Source organism: Pseudomonas sp. ML2-2023-6 (assembly GCF_037055265.1).
Taxonomy (GTDB): domain Bacteria; phylum Pseudomonadota; class Gammaproteobacteria; order Pseudomonadales; family Pseudomonadaceae; genus Aquipseudomonas; species Aquipseudomonas kulmbachensis.
Map to the genome: position 1 here is coordinate 2,539,560 of NZ_CP146347.1, position 17,392 is coordinate 2,556,951.

Annotated in this window: 11 protein-coding genes; 6 read left to right on the forward strand and 5 right to left on the reverse strand. The window is 58.0% G+C overall.

All coding sequences use genetic code 11. From position 1 onward, the window contains the following. Window positions 1–111: 111 nt before the first annotated feature. Window positions 112–873 carry an SDR family oxidoreductase gene (locus V6L79_RS11810; protein ID WP_261741689.1) on the forward strand — a complete coding sequence of 254 codons (762 nt, stop codon included), beginning with the start codon at window positions 112–114 and terminating at the stop codon, window positions 871–873. A gap of 4 nt (window positions 874–877) precedes the next feature. Here the strand turns inward: V6L79_RS11810 and V6L79_RS11815 are convergent, their stop codons facing one another. Beyond that, window positions 878–2,068 carry a benzoate/H(+) symporter BenE family transporter gene (locus V6L79_RS11815; protein ID WP_261741690.1) on the reverse strand — a complete coding sequence of 397 codons (1,191 nt, stop codon included), beginning with the start codon at window positions 2,066–2,068 and terminating at the stop codon, window positions 878–880. Window positions 2,069–2,296: 228 nt separating this feature from the next. On the opposite strand from V6L79_RS11815, the gene V6L79_RS11820 reads away from it, so the two are divergent. Further along, window positions 2,297–3,064, forward strand: a complete 768-nt coding sequence (locus V6L79_RS11820) for a GntR family transcriptional regulator (protein ID WP_261741691.1) — start codon at window positions 2,297–2,299, stop codon at window positions 3,062–3,064. Between the two features lie 196 nt (window positions 3,065–3,260). On the opposite strand, the gene guaD is transcribed toward V6L79_RS11820, so the two are convergent. Genes guaD through xdhA form a run of 4 tightly spaced genes read right to left on the reverse strand, consistent with a single transcriptional unit; the run spans window position 3,261 to window position 9,318 of the window. Next, the gene (guaD, locus tag V6L79_RS11825; protein ID WP_261741692.1) at window positions 3,261–4,559 is read right to left on the reverse strand and encodes a guanine deaminase; all 1,299 of its coding nucleotides are present in this window, start codon (window positions 4,557–4,559) and stop codon (window positions 3,261–3,263) included. Window positions 4,560–4,567: 8 nt separating this feature from the next. After that, a complete protein-coding gene (gene xdhC / locus V6L79_RS11830) occupies window positions 4,568–5,425 on the reverse strand; it encodes a xanthine dehydrogenase accessory protein XdhC (protein ID WP_261741693.1) in 858 nt (285 codons plus the stop codon). Further along, window positions 5,418–7,868, reverse strand: a complete 2,451-nt coding sequence (gene xdhB, locus V6L79_RS11835) for a xanthine dehydrogenase molybdopterin binding subunit (protein WP_338580268.1) — start codon at window positions 7,866–7,868, stop codon at window positions 5,418–5,420. Before xdhB ends, xdhC begins: the two co-directional genes overlap by 8 nt. Further along, complete coding sequence (gene xdhA, locus V6L79_RS11840) at window positions 7,861–9,318, reverse strand: xanthine dehydrogenase small subunit (RefSeq protein ID WP_338580269.1); 1,458 nt, start codon at window positions 9,316–9,318, stop codon at window positions 7,861–7,863. Before xdhA ends, xdhB begins: the two co-directional genes overlap by 8 nt. 224 nt (window positions 9,319–9,542) lie before the next feature. On the opposite strand from xdhA, the gene V6L79_RS11845 reads away from it, so the two are divergent. The 4 genes from V6L79_RS11845 (at window position 9,543) to ligA (ending at window position 17,282) form a co-directional block, all read left to right on the forward strand. Further along, entirely contained in the window at window positions 9,543–10,202 is a 660-nt protein-coding gene (locus tag V6L79_RS11845; RefSeq protein ID WP_261741696.1) for a GntR family transcriptional regulator, read from the forward strand. Between the two features lie 2 nt (window positions 10,203–10,204). Further along, entirely contained in the window at window positions 10,205–13,693 is a 3,489-nt protein-coding gene (gene smc / locus V6L79_RS11850; protein WP_321836110.1) for a chromosome segregation protein SMC, read from the forward strand. Between the two features lie 258 nt (window positions 13,694–13,951). Then, window positions 13,952–14,830 carry a cell division protein ZipA gene (zipA, locus tag V6L79_RS11855; RefSeq protein ID WP_261741698.1) on the forward strand — a complete coding sequence of 293 codons (879 nt, stop codon included), beginning with the start codon at window positions 13,952–13,954 and terminating at the stop codon, window positions 14,828–14,830. 94 nt (window positions 14,831–14,924) lie between these two features. Beyond that, window positions 14,925–17,282: an NAD-dependent DNA ligase LigA gene (gene ligA, locus V6L79_RS11860; protein ID WP_338580270.1), complete on the forward strand. Its 2,358-nt coding sequence runs from the start codon at window positions 14,925–14,927 to the stop codon at window positions 17,280–17,282. Window positions 17,283–17,392 lie beyond the last annotated feature (110 nt).

Genomic DNA, 17,392 nt, shown 5'->3' on the forward strand with positions numbered 1-17,392 from the left:
TTATCATTTTTGGTGATGGTTGTAGGCAGTCTTTTATCACTACGATAAATAAGCAGAATGCCGTGCCTGAACTGTTCCGGGCGCAGTTGCACTCACCTGAGGATTACAACAATGGGCATCACGTTTGCTGGGCAAGTGGCAGTGGTCACGGGTGCTGGAGCAGGGATCGGCCGGGCCACGGCTCTGGCGTTTGCTGGCGAGGGCTTGAAAGTGGTGGTGGCTGATCTGGATGTGACAAGCGGCGAAGGCACCGTTGAACAAATTGAAGCAGCAGGTGGATCCGCAGTTTTCGTACGCTGCGATGTCACTATTGAAACTCAGGTAAAACATCTGATGGAGATGACGATCAGCACCTACGGTCGTCTGGACTATGCCTTCAATAATGCAGGGATAGAAATCGAACAAGGTCGACTGGCTGACGGCACGCAAGACGAGTTTGACGCGATCATGGGGGTAAACGTCAAAGGCGTCTGGTTATGTATGAAGTATCAGTTGCCATTGATGCTGGCCCAGGGTGGCGGGGCGATCGTCAATACGGCGTCCGTAGCGGGGCTGGGCGCCGCGCCGAAGATGAGTATTTATTCGGCGTCCAAGCATGCGGTGATTGGACTGACTAAATCTGCTGCCATTGAATATGCCAAGAAGCATATTCGGGTGAATGCCGTATGCCCTGGGGTGATCGATACCGATATGTTTCGCCGAGCCTATGAGGCCGATCCGCGCAAGGCCGAGTTTGCCGCAGCGATGCACCCTGTGGGGCGTATCGGTAAGGTCGAAGAAGTAGCCAGCGCCGTCCTGTACCTGTGCTCGGACGGCGCCGCGTTTACCACCGGCCATGCGCTGGCTGTGGATGGAGGGGCGCTGGCGATTTGATCGGTTAGCGTGCTTTGAAATTCAAGATCATCAAGGTGAGCACGCCGGCCACAATTCCCCAAAAGGCCGAGCCAATCGAGAACAGGGTCATGCCCGATGCGGTGACCATAAAGGTGACCAAGGCTGCTTCACGCTCCTTGGCTTCGCTCATGGCAATGCTCAAGCCGTTCATGATCGAGCCGAACAGTGCCAGTGCCGCAATCGACAGCACCAGTTCTTTGGGTAAGGCTGCAAACAACGCGGCCAAGGTGGCGCCAAAAACCCCGGCAATGCCATAGAAAATCCCGCACCACATAGCTGCGGTGTAGCGTTTCTTCGGATCTTCGTGAGCATGCGGGCCGGTGCAGATGGCGGCACTGATCGCGGCAAGGTTAATCCCGTGGGATCCGAAAGGGGCCAGCAGCAATGAGGCCACGCCGGTGGTGGTGATCAGTGGCGAAGCCGGGACGTTATAGCCATCGGCGCGCAGTACGGCGATTCCCGGCATGTTCTGCGAGGTCATGGCGACCACAAACAGAGGGATGCCGATGCTGATGGTCGCAGCCAGTGAGAATGAAGGCGTAGTCCACACCGGGACGGCCAGTTCAAGGGCGAAACCGCTGAAGTCCAATAACCCGAGCATGCCTGAAAGCAGAGTGCCAATCAGTAACGCCGCCAGTACGGCATAGCGTGGCAACAGGCGTTTGACGATCAGGTAGGTGAAAAACATCCCGAGGACCAAGCCGGTACGATGCTGCGCGGCGACGAAGATTTCGCTGCCGATCTTGAACAGGATGCCCGCCAGCAAGGCGGCAGCCAGTGACGAGGGGATGCGTTTGACCAGACGTTCAAAACTGCCGGTCACGCCGCAGATAATCACCAGTACCGCACAGGTGATATAGGCACCAATGGCCTCGCCGTAGCTGACACCGCCCAGGCTTGTAATCAGCAGCGCGGCGCCAGGTGTTGACCAGGCGATGGTAATCGGTGTGCGGTAACGTAAAGACAAGCCTATGCTGCAAACAGCCATGCCGATCGACAGCGCCCAAATCCACGAAGAAATCTGCCCGTTGGTAAGCCCTGCAGCCTGGCCCGCCTGAAACATCAGGACCAGGGAGCTGGTATAGCCGGTCATCATGGCGATAAAGCCTGCGACTACAGCTGAGGGAGAGGTGTCTGCCAGTGGGTGCAAGCGCGTCTGCGTGGCGTCGGTCATGGAATGGTCTTCCTTGGTTTTGATAAGAGTTCGAGCAAGGCGCAAGCCTAAACGTAAAGGTTACATTTCATTGCGATACAGACGGGCTCGTATATGACCGTACAGTCGTACTGGCACTCTGGCTTGTGTACAATGCGACCTGTTTTTTTGCTTTAATTCCCAGTCAGCGACGCCCGTTTACGTATTTGCGTAACGCCTTATTCGCCGCCGCTTCCCACACGAGTGCCCATGAACGAACAGTTGCAGCCTCTCAAGAAACAAACCCGCGCAGGCAAGGCCGGCCGCAGTGGGACCCAGGACGATATCGTCTACGCGCATATTTTTGAGGCGATCCTCGAACAGCGTCTGGCGCCGGGCACAAAGTTGAGTGAAGAGGCTCTGGGCGAAATTTTCGGTGTGAGTCGCACCATCATTCGTCGTGCATTGTCGCGCCTGGCCCACGAAGGGGTTGTGCTGTTGCGCCCCAATCGTGGTGCCGTGGTTGCGAGTCCGAGCGTAGAAGAAGCGCGTCAGGTATTCCTGGCCCGGCGATTGGTTGAAAAAGCCATTACCGAGTTGGCGGTGGTGCATGCCACGGCTGAAGACTTGCTGCAGTTGCGCAAGATGGTGCAGGACGAGCGCGACAGCTTTTCGCGCGGTGATCGTGGTGCCGGGATCCGGCTATCAGGCGAGTTCCACCTGAAGCTGGCTGAGGCGGCAAAAAATGCGCCGTTGATCAGTTTTCAGCGCAGTCTGGTGTCGCAAACTTCGTTGATCATTGCCCAGTACGAGAGCGGCAACCGTTCGCATTGCTCCTATGACGAACACATGCAGTTGATCGATGCCATTGAAGCGCGTGATGCGACCCAGGCGGTGCACTTGATGATGCATCACATGGATCACATCGACAGCAAGCTCAACCTCGACGAAGAAAGCGCTTCAGATGATTTGCACGCAGTGTTTTCGCACTTGCTGCAAACCAAAGGCAAAAGCACTCGGCCTTCAGCCAAGCTTTAACATTTGCGTGGCATGTGGCTGCAAGGCGAGCCAAATCCCTGTAGCAGCTGAGGAGCAGCGCGAGGCTGCGTCCGGCTGCGCAGCAGTCGTAAAACCATTCAGCCTGGGTGTTTCAGATACAACACGCTTACCGGGTTTACGACGATTGCATCGTCGAACACAGCCTCGTTCCTTCGGCAGCTGCTACGAGATTTTCTCAGCGCTGGTGCACCAGATTGCCCGCCGCATAGGTCTGCTGAACGGTGCGGTCATCGCCCAGAGTCATCAAGACAAACAACGTTTCGGCGATGTTTTTTGACTGTTTGAGGCGATAGCTCATCAGCGGTGTAGCGTTGTAATCAAGCACCAGGAAGTCTGCGTCGCTGCCCGGCTGCAGATTGCCGATTTTGTCTTCCAGACGCAGTGCCCGCGCGCCGCCCAATGTGGCCAGATACAACGACTTGAACGGATCAAGGCGTGCGCCTTGCAACTGCATGACCTTGTAGGCTTCGTTCAGGGTATTAAGCAGCGAGAAGCTGGTCCCCGCGCCAACGTCCGTTCCCAGACCGACATTGAGTTTGTGTTTCTCGGCCATCGGCAGGTTAAACAGGCCGCTACCCAGGAACAGGTTGGAAGTCGGGCAGAATGCTACTGCCGAGCCTGTCTCAGCCAGTCGCGCACATTCCTCGTCACACAGATGCACACCGTGGGCAAACACTGAGCGTTCGCCCAGTAACTGGTAGTGGTCGTACACATCCAGATAGCCTTTGCGCTCTGGGAACAGCGACTTGACCCACTCGATTTCCTGAAGGTTCTCGCTGATATGGGTATGCAGATACACATCCGGGTATTCGCCCAGCAACTTGCCCGCCAGAGTCAATTGCTCCGGGGTGCTGGTCGGTGCGAAGCGCGGGGTGACGGCGTAATGCAAGCGACCTTTGCCGTGCCAGCGTTCAATCAGCGCCTTGCTCTCGCTGTAGCCGGTTTCGGCGGTGTCTGTCAGATAATCGGGTGCGTTGCGGTCCATCATTACCTTGCCGGCGATCAGGCGCAGGTCCAGGCGCTGTGCGGCTTCGAACAAGGCATCAACCGATTGCGGGTGCACGCTGCCAAACACCAGGGCAGTGGTGGTGCCATTGCGTAGCAGTTCTTTCAGGAAAATATCGGCGACTTCGTCCGCATGGGCCTTGTCGGCGAACTGGTTTTCACACGGGAAGGTGTAGGTGTTGAGCCAGTCGAGCAGTTGCTCGCCGTAGGCACCAATCATCCCGGTTTGCGGAAAGTGGATGTGCGTATCGATAAACCCGGGGGTGATCAGCGCATTCTGGTACTCGGTGACTTCAATGTCGGTGGCCAGTGTTGCGAGCAGTTCGCTGGCAGGCCCCACGGCTTTGATCTGGCCGTTGTCGACGACCAGCAAGCCGTCTTCGAAATACTCATAGGAAGCCTCGATCCCGACTTCGGCGGGGTCGGCGATGCTGTGCAAAATGGCGGCGCGATAGGCTTTACAGGTCATGGCAATTCTCAATGTGTGGCATGGCTGCGTCGTGAAGACGGCAGCAATTGTTTAATGGTGTCAGATGAGGCGCTTTCGGCACCGGCGATGTGCTGGCCGAAGTGGGTGTTGTAAGTGGCGATAATTTCGCCTGCGATGGAAATCGCGATTTCGACAGGCAGTTTGCCTTTGACTTCGCTCAAGCCCATCGGGCAGCGCATGCGCTGTAAATGTGACGCACTGATACCCCGCTCACGCAGACGATGTTCGAACTTCACGCGTTTGGTTTTTGAGCCAATCAAGCCGAAGTAAGTGAAGTCGTTGCGTTTGAGCAGGGCAGCGCTGAGTTCAAGGTCCAGGGCGTGATTATGCGTCATGACGATGCAGTAGCAACCCACGGGCAGTGCATCTACCTCGTCGACGGGTTCATCGGTGACGATTTTTTGCACGCCTTGGGGCATGAGCGCGGGAAACTCCTGTTCCCGTGAGTCGATCCAGCGCACGCGACACGGCAGGCTGGCGAGCAGCGGCACCAGGGCCCGGGCCACATGCCCGGCGCCAAATACGGCGATTTGCGCCTGCACCTGGCCCATGGGTTCAAACAGCAACACGGCCACGCCGCCGCAGCACTGGCCCAGGCTGGCGCCGAGGCTGAAGCGTTGCAGATGAGTGTCGTGTTTGCCGCTGCTGAGCATCTGTCGGGCAATCTCCATCGCTTTGTATTCCAGGTGACCGCCGCCGATAGTGTCGAATATTTGGTCGGCGCAGATCACCATCTTTGAGCCAGCATTGCGTGGAGTTGAACCTTGCTCTTCGATGATGGTGACCAGCACGCAAGGTTGTCCTTGTTGCTGCAACTCGGCCAGGGCGCTGATCCAGTTATTCATGGCTGTGCCCCAGGTTTTTTGTAACCGCGGCCAGGCCTTCAAATAACGGGTTGCTGCGCAATTCATCGCAGTCTGTGGCAACGGCTACAGAGAGTTTGCGCATTTGCTCACAGCCCCACAGCACTCGTTCCGGAGTGGCCGGTGCGTCGATGGCAGGTTGCACGCGGTAGTCGGCCAAACTCGCCACAGCGTCCTTGATCGCGCACCAGGCGGCAATGCCGAGCATAAACGGTGGCTCGCCGACTGCCTTGGAGTGGAACACGGTGTCTTCGGGGTTTTTGCGGTTTTCCACCAAGGTCACGCGCAGATCCAGTGGCATGTCAGCCACCGCCGGAATTTTGTAGCTGGCCGGGCCGTTGGTCATCAGCTTGCCTTTGGCATTCCACACCAGTTCTTCCATGGTCAGCCACCCGGCACCTTGGATATAACCGCCCTCGACCTGTCCGATATCAATGGCCGGGTTCAATGAGGCGCCGACGTCATGGAGGATGTCTGTGCGCAGCATCTTGTATTCACCGGTCAAGGTGTCGACGATGACCTCGGCGCAAGCAGCGCCAAAGGCAAAGTAGTAGAACGGCCGTCCGCGTGCCTGAGTGCGGTCATAAAAGATTTTCGGGGTTTTGTAGTAACCGGTACTCGACAGTGAAACCTGGCCAAAATACGCCTGCTGGATCAGGCTTTCAAAACTGATGATCTGTTCGCCCACCCGCACTTGGCCGTTATGGAAAACCACGTTCTGTGGTTCGACCTGGTACTTGTCGGCAGCGAACTCCACAAGTCGTTGCTTGATGGTTTCAGCTGCGTTTTGTGCCGCCTTGCCATTCAGATCCGCTCCGCTGGAGGCCGCGGTAGGTGAGGTGTTGGGCACCTTGTCGGTGTTGGTGGCAGTGATCTGTACCCGGCTGATTTCAACCTGAAACACTTCGGCCACCACTTGCGCGACCTTGATGTTCAAGCCCTGGCCCATCTCGGTGCCGCCGTGGTTAAGGTGGATGCTGCCATCGGTGTAGATGTGAATCAGTGCTCCGGCCTGATTGAGGAAGCTGGCGGTAAAGGAAATACCGAATTTGACCGGGGTCAGCGCCAGGCCTTTCTTCAGGATCGGGCTCGTGGCGTTGAACACCTTGATCGCTTCGCGGCGCTCGGCGTACTGGCTGCTGAGTTCCAGGTCGGCAGTCATTTCTTCCAGCAGGTTGTGCTCCACGGTCTGGTAATAGTGGGTCACGTTGCGTTCGGTTTTGCCGTAGTAGTTGGCCTTGCGCACAGCCAGCGGGTCGAGGCCCAAGTGGCGGGCGATATGGTCCATGACTTCTTCGATGGCGACCATGCCTTGCGGGCCGCCGAAACCGCGATAGGCGGTATTCGACGCGGTGTTGGTTTTGCAGCGATAGCCATTGATCGTTGCATCGCCCAGGTAATAGGCGTTGTCGGCATGGAACATGGCTCGGTCGACGATGGAGTTGGACAAGTCCGGCGAGCAGCCGCAGTTGCCCGCCAGATCCAACTGGATGCCCTGCAGTCGGCCACTTGCATCGAAGCCGACGTCGTACTCGATGTAAAACGGGTGGCGCTTGCCGGTCATCAGCATGTCTTCGACCCGTGGCAGGCGCATCTTGGTCGGTTGCCCGGTCAGGCGCGCCACCACTGCACACATGCACGCGGGGCTTGCGGCCTGGGTCTCCTTGCCGCCAAAGCCCCCCCCCATGCGACGCATATCGACGACGATTTTGTTCATCGACACATCGAGCACTTCAGCCACCAGTTTCTGCACTTCGGTGGGGTTCTGCGTGGAGCAGTAAACGATCATCCCGCCATCTTCGGTGGGCATTACCGATGAAATCTGGGTTTCCAGATAGAAGTGCTCTTGGCCGCCGATATGCAGGCTGCCTTGCAGGCGATGCTCGGCGCTGGCCAGCGCGCCGATCGAGTCGCCGCGTTGATGGGTATGGGTGTCGAGCACAAAGTGTTTTTGACGCAGTGCCTGAACCACGTCCAGCACCGGCTCCAGATCTTCGTATTCGATAATAGCGGCCATCGCCGCCTTGCGCGCGGTGTCCAGGTCACGGGCGGCAACGGCCAGCACCGGTTGGCCGACAAACTCGACCTTGTCGATGGCCAGCAGCGGGTCGCCGGGCAGCAATGGGCCGATATCCTTGAGGCCAGGAATGTCTTCGTGGGTGATGACCAGACGCACGCCCTCAAAGGCGTAGCAGGGCGCGGTGTCGACCCGGATGATTTTGGCATGGGCGCGGTCGGACAGGCGTGCATAAAGATGCAGCTGGTTGGGGAATTCCAGTCGGTCATCGATGTACTGCGCTTCGCCCGAGACGTGCTTTTCGGCACTGTCATGCTTGACGCTGCGACCCACTCCGGTCTTCAGGTCTTGCTGGAAGAGGGCGGTCAGCTCGGCCTGGGTCGGCTCAATCTTGTGATGGTTAGACATAAGCAGTTACCCGCGTCTCAAGGTGTGGCGTTTGCAGTTCAATGAAATATTTACGCAGCAGGTTTTGCGCACTCAGCAGGCGGTATTCCTTGCTGGCACGAAAATCCGAGAGCGGCGTGAAGTCTGCCGCCAATGCCGCACAGGCACGCTCAATGCTGGCGCTGTTCCAGTCGGCGCCGAGCAGGGCGGTTTCGCACGCCTTGGCGCGTTTGGAGGTAGCTGCCATGCCGCCGAATGCCACACGTGCCTCGGTCACTACGGCGTTGTCGATGCGCAGATTGAACGCCGCGCATACGGCGCTGATGTCGTCATCCAGGCGCTTGGAGATTTTATAGGCGCGAAATAAATGCCTGGCGTCCGCGCGGGGGATAAGGATCTTTTCGATAAATTCGCCTTCCTGGCGCGCCGTCACCCGGTAATCGATGAAGTAGTCCTCAATCGCCAACGTACGGCGGGCTTCGCCCTTACGCAGGACCAGCTGTGCGCCGAGGGCAATCAGCAGCGGCGGCGAGTCACCGATTGGCGATGCATTGCCAATATTGCCGCCCAGGGTTCCCTGATTGCGGATTTGCAGCGAGGCGAAGCGTTGCAGCAATTCGCCGAAGTCCGGGTACTCAGCCTTGAGTGTGCCGTAGGCGTCTGTCAGCGAAACCGCTGCGCCTATTTCAAGTCGATCATCGAAGTGTTCTATACGCTTCATTTCGGCCACGTTGCCGACGTAGATCATGACCGGCAATGGGCGGTGAAACTGGGTGACTTCCAGCGCCAGGTCGGTGCCGCCAGCCAGCAGGCGGGCTTGGGGATGGGACTCATATATTTCGGCCAGATCGCTGATGGTCAAGGGCAGCAAGCAACGCTTGTCGCCGCTGTTGAGTTCACCGGTCTGCGTTGGAGCGATAGCTTTGAGCAGGGCGATGGTCTCACCCTGGAGCGCATCAAACTGATCTTGCCGGGGGGCGCCGCAAGCTTGTTCGGCGGCGGCCAGAATCGGTCGGTAACCGGTGCAACGACACAGGTTGCCCGCCAGCGCTTCATGGGCCTGATGGCCGTTATGCGACCCTGTGCTGTTTTTTTGCAAGGCAAACAGCGACATCACAAAACCCGGGGTGCAGAAGCCACACTGTGAGCCGTGGCAATCGACCATTGCGCGCTGCACGCTGTGCAATTGGCCCTGGTGCTTCAAGTCTTCGATACTGATCAGCTGTTTGCCGTGCAGCGCAGAAACAAAGGTCAGGCACGAGTTGATGCTGCGATAGCGCAGGCGTTCAACGCCTTGATCGTCCGTGTGCAGTTCACCGACCACCACCGTGCAGGCGCCACAGTCGCCACTGGCGCAACCTTCTTTGGTGCCGGGTTTGTGCAGGTGTTCGCGCAAATAATTGAGCACAGTCAAATTCGGGTCCAGCGTGTGCTCGCTGCGTAGCGTCTGATTGAGTAGAAACTGGATCACGGAAGGCCTCGCATAATCATTATTGTTGTAACGCGGGATGTACTGAATTTAGCTAAAGCTGACCTTGGGGTCAAGAAATAGAGATCAGCCATCCCTGTGATTGATCTTCGAGGGATTTATTTGCTTATTTCGTGCCATATTCAGCTCTCTGGGCTCTGCGCGAGCGCACATCAAGTGCGTTACACTGCGTCGCTTGTACTGATCAAAGATTTTGAAGGTAAAACATGACGTTCAAGGCGCCGGACAGCCTCGCCGAGCAAATCGCTCACCACCTCGCCGAACGCATCATTCGCGGCGAGCTAAAGCCTGGGGAACGCATTCAAGAACAGAAAGTGACGCTGGCGCTAAATGTCAGTCGCGGCTCTGTGCGCGAAGCGTTGTTGATCCTTGAGCGCCGACATCTGATCGCCATCCTGCCGCGCCGTGGCGCCCATGTGACCGAGCTCACGCCGCACAAGGTGCAGAGCCTGTGCACGCTGATGAGCGAGATGTACATCCTGCTTGGCAATGCGGTTGCGCAGCGTTGGGCTGTGCCGGCCGATCTGGGGCCGTTCCTGCAAATCCAGCAGCGCCTGATCGCAAGCTTCGAGCGACAGGACATCAGCACCTTCGTTGAAGACAGCTTCAATGTGATGCGTGCGGCGTACCCGTTTGCCGACAATCCGTATTTGCAGGAAACCGTCGAGAACCTGCATCCGTCCATGAGCCGTGCCTATTACCTGGCACTGGATCAGCGCAAGACTGAGATGAGCGAATTTCTGGCCCTGTTTGCGCAGTTGCTCGAAGCCGTGCTGGCGCGAGACCTGGCGCAAATTCGTGTAGTGCTGAGCAGTTATGCCCAGCGCAGTTGTGCTCTGGTGCTATCTGCCTTGACGGTTGCCTGAGCGTGCGCCTGACGTGCATCAAGCTGGCTGGCTTCAAGTCTTTCGTCGATCCGACCACGGTTAACTTTCCGAGCAATATGGCGGCGGTTGTAGGCCCTAACGGCTGCGGAAAGTCCAATATCATCGACGCTGTGCGCTGGGTAATGGGCGAAAGTTCGGCGAAAAACCTGCGCGGCGAATCGATGACAGACGTCATCTTTAATGGCTCCACCACGCGCAAGCCAGTGAGCCAGGCCAGCATCGAGCTGGTTTTCGACAACTCTGACGGCACGCTGCTGGGTGAGTACGCGGCTTACGCCGAGATCTCCATCCGCCGTAAAGTCACCCGTGACAGCCAGACCACCTATTACCTCAACGGCACCAAGTGCCGTCGGCGTGACATTACCGATATCTTCCTCGGCACTGGCCTTGGACCACGCAGCTACTCGATTATCGAGCAGGGCATGATCTCCAAGCTGATTGAATCCAAGCCTGAAGACCTGCGTAACTTTATCGAGGAAGCGGCGGGCATCTCCAAGTACAAGGAGCGGCGCCGCGAGACCGAAAACCGAATTCGCCGGACTCACGAAAACCTCGCCCGCCTGACGGACTTGCGAGACGAGTTGGGGCGCCAGCTTGAACGCTTGCACCGCCAGGCTCAGGCCGCTGAAAAGTATCAGGAATACAAGGCTGAGGAGCGTCAGCTCAAGGCCCAGCTGTCGGCCTTGCGCTGGCAGGCGCTGAACGAACAGGTGGGCCAGCGCGAAGCGGTCATTGGCAACCAGGAAGTCAGCTTCGAAGCCCTGGTGGCCGAGCAGCGAAACGCCGATGCCAGCATCGAACGCTTGCGTGACGGGCACCATGATCTGTCAGAGCGCTTCAATTTGGTGCAAGGTCGTTTCTACTCCGTAGGCGGTGATATTGCCCGCGTCGAGCAGAGCATTCAGCACGGCCAGCAGCGTTTGCGGCAGTTGCAGGATGACCTGCGCGAGGCCGAGCGCTCGCGTCTCGAAACCGAGTCGCACCTGGGTCATGACCGCACCATGCTTGCGACCTTGGGCGAAGAGCTGCAAATGCTTGAGCCAGAGCAGGAGCTGGCCAGCGCCTCGGCCGAGGAGGCGGGCGCCGCGCTTGAGACTTCCGAGCACACCATGCACGGCTGGCAAGAGCAGTGGGACAGTTTCAACCAGCGCTCGGCCGAGCCGCAGCGCCAATCCGAAGTCTTGCAGGCCCGTATCCAACAGCTGGAAACCAGCATGGAACGCGTGGCCGAGCGTCAGCGGCGTTTGGCTGAAGAGCGCGCCTTGTTGGCGGCGGACCCTGAAGACGCGGCCATTCTCGAGCTGAGTGAGCAGTTGGCCACCAGCGAGTTGACCCAGGAAGAACTGCAGGCCAGCGAAGAACTACTGGTCGAGCGCCTGGAGCAGGTGCGTCATGACTTGCAACAGGCGACGCAGAACCAGCAGCAGGCTCAGGGTGAACTGCAGCGACTTAACGGTCGTCTGGCCTCGCTTGAGGCCTTGCAACAGGCTGCGCTCGATCCTGGCACCGGTGCAGGCGAATGGTTACGCGAACAGCAACTTGCCGAGCAGCCGCGGCTGGCCGAAGGCCTGCGCGTTGAAGCAGGCTGGGAGTTGGCCGTCGAGACCGTGCTGGGCGCCGATTTACAGGCGGTATTGGTCGACGATTTTTCACAGCTGGACCTGGCCGGTTTTGCCCAGGGCGATTTGCGCCTGTTCAGTGGCGCAGCCCAGGGATCCCGTTTGGCGGGCAGCCTGCTCGACAAGGTCGAGGCCGACTTTGACCTGGCGCCCTGGCTGGGTCAGGTCAAGCCGGTAGAGACTCTGGAGCAGGCGCTGGCCTTGCGCGGGCAACTGGTGGATGGCCAAAGCCTGATCAGCCGTGATGGCTATTGGGTCGGGCGCAACTTCTTGCGTGTTCGCCGCGCCAGTGAAGCTGAAAGTGGCGTTCTGGCCCGTGGTCAGGAAATCCAGCGCCTTGGGCTTGAGCGCGAAGAGCGTGAGGCCACCCTTGCGACGCTGGAAGAACAACTGCAACGTCTGCGCGAGCAACAGCTTACCCAAGAAGACTCGCGTGAGCAGGTTCGACGTCGCTTGCAAGACGAAGCCCGTCAGCAGGGCGAGATCAAGGCCAAACTATCTGCCAGCAAGGCCAAGGTCGAGCAATTGACCCTGCGCCGTCGGCGCCTGGATGAAGAGCTGGCCGAGTTGGGCGAACAGCGTGCGCTTGAGCATGAGCAAGTGGGCGAAGCACGCCTGCTCTTGCAAGATGCGCTGGACACCATGGCCACCGACACCGAGCAGCGTGAGTTGCTATTGGCTCGGCGCGACAATTTGCGTGAGCAACTGGACCGGGTCCGCCAGGATGCTCGCCAGCACAAGGATCACGCACACCAGTTGGCGGTTCGTCTGGGCTCGCTTAAAGCGCAGCACGACTCGACTCGTCAGGCGCTTGAGCGTCTTGAAATGCAGGCCGAGCGGCTGGCTGAAAAACGCGAGCAATTGAATCTCAATCTGGAGGAGGGTGAAGCCCCTCTTGAAGAGCTGCGCCTGAAGCTCGAAGAGCTGCTCGACAAGCGCCTGAGCGTGGACGAGGAGCTCAAGATTGCCCAGACCGCACTTGAAGATGCAGATCGCGAATTGCGTGAGGCTGAAAAGCGGCGTAATCAGGCTGAGCAACAATCGCAGCTGATTCGCGGTCAACTGGAACAGCAGCGCATGGAGTGGCAAGCGCTGACCGTGCGTCGTACGGCATTACAGGATCAATTGCTGGCAGACGGCTATGACTTGCACGGGGTGCTTGCCACCTTGAGCACCGAGGTCAATGAGCAGCAGGCCGAAGAGGAGCTGGAGCGTATTGCGGCGCGGATTCAACGTCTGGGCGCGATCAACCTCGCGGCTATCGATGAGTATCAGCAGCAATCTGAGCGCAAGCGTTATCTGGATGCTCAGGATGCTGATCTGGTCGAAGCGCTCGATACCCTGGAAAACGTTATTCGCAAGATCGACAAAGAGACCCGCAGCCGCTTTAAAGACACCTTTGATCAGATAAATGGTGGATTACAGGCACTTTTCCCAAAAGTTTTCGGTGGAGGCAGCGCTTACCTGGAACTGACGGGCGAAGATTTACTCGATACAGGAGTAACAATTATGGCGCGGCCGCCGGGCAAGAAGAACAGCACCATTCATTTGCTGTCCGGTGGCGAGAAAGCATTGACGGCTCTGGCATTGGTTTTTGCCATTTTCAAACTCAATCCTGCGCCGTTTTGCATGCTCGATGAAGTCGATGCGCCGCTGGATGATGCCAACGTAGGCCGCTATGCGCGCTTGGTTAAAGAGATGTCGCAAACTGTGCAGTTTATCTACATCACCCACAACAAAATCGCCATGGAGATGGCGGATCAGTTGATGGGCGTGACGATGCATGAGCCCGGTTGTTCACGTCTGGTGGCGGTTGATGTTGAGGAGGCAATGGCAATGGTCGATGCTTGAGCTATAAGCATGTAGGGCTAGTTTTTTCTTCTTGTAAGAAAAATATCTAGGATTTGACCGATATCACACGTAGGTCGAAGGCTACATGGGCATAACTCAATGCGACAGACGGTGTAAAGTTATCTTTGGTCGTGTTAATTTAACGTCTAATTTTTTTGTACGTGGGTAAAACGCCATTCAGAACATAGAGTTGGCGCCACGTTTTAAAGGGCTTTAGGCTCTTCTTCATAGAATCATTTTTTAGGGGCACGGGATTACATGGAAATCGGTCTGCGCGAGTGGCTGATCGTCATCGGCATAGTGGTCATCGCCGGTATTCTTTTTGATGGCTGGCGCCGCATGCGCGGTGGTAAAGGCAAGCTCAAGTTTCGTCTTGATCGCAGCTTTTCCAACGCCCCTGACGACGAAAGCAGTCCTGAGTTGCTGGGCCCTTCACGGGTACTGGATACGCCAACCCATAAAGAGCCCCAGCTTGATGAGCAGGACCTGCCATCCGTGAGCATGCCGGCACGTGACAAGGGCTCCAAGCGCGGCAAGCGTGGTGGTGAGCCAAGTCAGGGCGACCTGAATCTCAATCTTGATCTGGATGACGGCCCGAGCATCAGCGCCCGTGATGATGATTTTGTAGCGCAAGCCAAGCCGCGTGGGCGTTCAGCTGCGAGCGTGGCTGCTGTTGAGGTGAAAGAGCAGCAACCACAGCCGGCCGCTGAAGAAGTCCTGGTGATCAGCGTAATTTGTCGTGACCCGGCCGGGTTCAAAGGCCCGGCACTGTTGCAGAACATTCTGGAAAGCGGTTTGCGTTTTGGCGAGATGGATATTTTCCATCGCCACGAAAGCATGGCCGGCAATGGCGAAGTCCTGTTTTCCATGGCCAACGCGGTCAAGCCGGGTGTGTTTGATCTGGACGATATTGACCTGTTCAGTACACCTGCCGTCAGCTTCTTCCTTGGTTTGCCGGGCCCGCGTTATCCCAAGCAGGCTTTCGATGTGATGGTTGCCGCTGCACGCAAGCTGTCCCAGGAACTCAATGGCGAGCTCAAGGATGATCAGCGCAGTGTTTTGACGGCCCAGACCATCGAACACTACCGTCAGCGCATCGTTGAGTTCGAGCGTCGTGCCCTGACCCAAAAACGTTAAAAATGCCGGGAGCAGGCTTGCTCCCGTGCAGTGCAAAACGATTTAACACATTGAGCAGCCACGGCTGCTCTTTTGCTTTGTGAGAGAACACCCCATGACCGCCGCCAATACCCGCATTCTAGAGCTGCGCGCTGAACTGGATCAGCATAACTATCGCTACCACGTACTCGACGAGCCGAGTATTCCGGACGCCGAGTACGACCGCCTGTTTCACGAGTTGAAAGCGCTCGAAGCCGAACATCCAGAGCTGGTTACTGCTGATTCACCGACCCAGCGCGTTGGTAGCGCGGCGTTGTCAGCCTTCACCCAGGTGCGTCACGAAGTACCCATGCTGAGCCTGGGTAATGCTTTCGACGAAACCGATATGCGCGAGTTTGATCGCCGTGTCAGTGAGGGTCTGGATTTGCCCGCAGGTGATCTGTTCGGTGGCGGCGCCGAAGTTGAATACAGCTGCGAGCCCAAGCTCGATGGGCTGGCGGTGAGTTTGCTGTATCAGGACGGTAATTTGGTGCGTGGCGCTACCCGAGGTGATGGCACCACGGGCGAAGACATCAGCGTCAACGTGCGCACCGTGCGCAATATCCCGCTCAAGCTGCATGGCAGCGGCTGGCCCGCCGTGCTGGAAGTGCGCGGCGAGGTGTTTATGTCCAAGGCCGGTTTTGAGCGTCTCAATGAGACTCAGCTTGCCGCCGGTGGCAAGACCTTTGCAAATCCGCGAAACGCGGCTGCGGGCAGCTTACGCCAGCTGGATTCGAAGATTACCGCCAGCCGCCCGCTGGAGTTTTGCTGCTACGGCCTGGGGCAGGTATCCGAGGAATTCTCGGATACCCATATCGGCAATCTCAAGCAGCTGCAGCAATGGGGCATGCCGATCAGTCACGAGCTGAAACTGGCCAAGGGGATTGCCGAATGCCTGGACTACTACCGTGATATTGGCGAGCGCCGAGCCTCGCTGCCGTATGAAATCGACGGCGTAGTGTTCAAGGTCAATAACCTGGCTTCGCAGCGCGAGTTGGGCTTTCGGGCTCGCGAGCCGCGCTGGGCCATCGCTCACAAGTTTCCGGCGATGGAAGAGCTGACCGAGCTGCTGGATGTCGAGTTTCAGGTCGGACGTACCGGTGCAGTAACCCCTGTGGCGCGCCTTAAGCCGGTCAAGGTAGCTGGTGTGACCGTGTCCAACGCGACCTTGCACAACATGGACGAAGTGGCGCGTCTGGGCCTGATGATTGGCGATACGGTGATTATTCGTCGTGCTGGCGATGTAATTCCGCAAGTGGTGCAAGTAGTGCTGGAGCGTCGTCCTGCAGATGCGCGCCCGGTGCAGATCCCGCAAAACTGTCCGGTGTGCGGCTCTCATGTCGAGCGCACACAACTGATCAAGCGCAGCAAGGGCCGCGAAACCATCACCGAAGGCGCGGTGTATCGCTGTGTCGGGCGTTTGGCCTGCGGAGCCCAGCTTAAACAGGCGATTATTCATTTTGTGTCGCGCCGAGCGATGGACATTGAAGGCCTGGGCGAGAAAAGCGTCGAACAGCTGGTGGACGAGGGCCTGGTGAGTTCACCAGCCGATCTTTATACCCTGGCGTTTGAGCAGATCGTCGACCTCGAAGGCTTTGCCGAACTGTCGAGCAAGAACCTGCTGCAGGCCATTGCCGACAGCAAGCGTCCGACCTTGGCCCGTTTTATCTATGCATTGGGGATTCCTGATGTAGGCGAAGAGACTGCCAAGGTGCTGGCGCGTTCCCTGGCCTCGCTGGAGCGCGTGCAGCGTGCCTTGCCGCAAGTGCTCACCTACTTGCCTGACGTCGGGCTGGAAGTGGCGCACGAGATTCACAGCTTCTTTAGTGATGCGCACAACCAGCAGGTGATTGCACAACTGCTGGAGCGTGGCCTGGAGTTGCAGGATCAGGGCGAGCTGGGTGCCGAGTTTGCGGCCAGCACCACATTGGGCGGGCTGATCGACAAGTTGCACATCCCGTCGGTAGGGCCGGGCGGGGCGCAGAAGCTGGCCGAGAAATTTGGCTCGCTTGCAGGCGTGATCGATGCAGACTGGCTCGATATGCGCCAGGCCTTGCCCGAGAAGCAGGCCAAGGCGGTGCGCGAATTTTTCGACAGTTCTGAAAATGCCCGTATAGCGCTGGAAATCGAAGCCCAGCTACGCGACTTCGGCATGCACTGGCAGAGCGAGAAAAAGGCTGTCGAAGGCTTGCCACTGGCTGGTCAGACCTGGGTGCTGACCGGGTCGCTGGAGTTGATGAGCCGCGACGTCGCCAAGGACAAGCTGGAGAGCCTGGGAGCCAAGGTCTCGGGCTCGGTTTCCGGCAAGACCCATTGCGTGGTGGCGGGGCCGGGAGCGGGTTCCAAGTTGGCCAAGGCCAATGAGCTGGGGCTCAAGGTGCTGGATGAAGAAGCCTTTGTGGTGTTTTTGAAAGAGCAGGGCATTTTGATCTAGTTCCCTGTAGATACTCTGTTCCAGGTCAGCCCCTGGTGGGAGCGAGCCTACTCGCGAATAATCTTCGCGAGCAGGCTCGCTCCCACGGCTGAAGTATCTCTGCAGCCCGC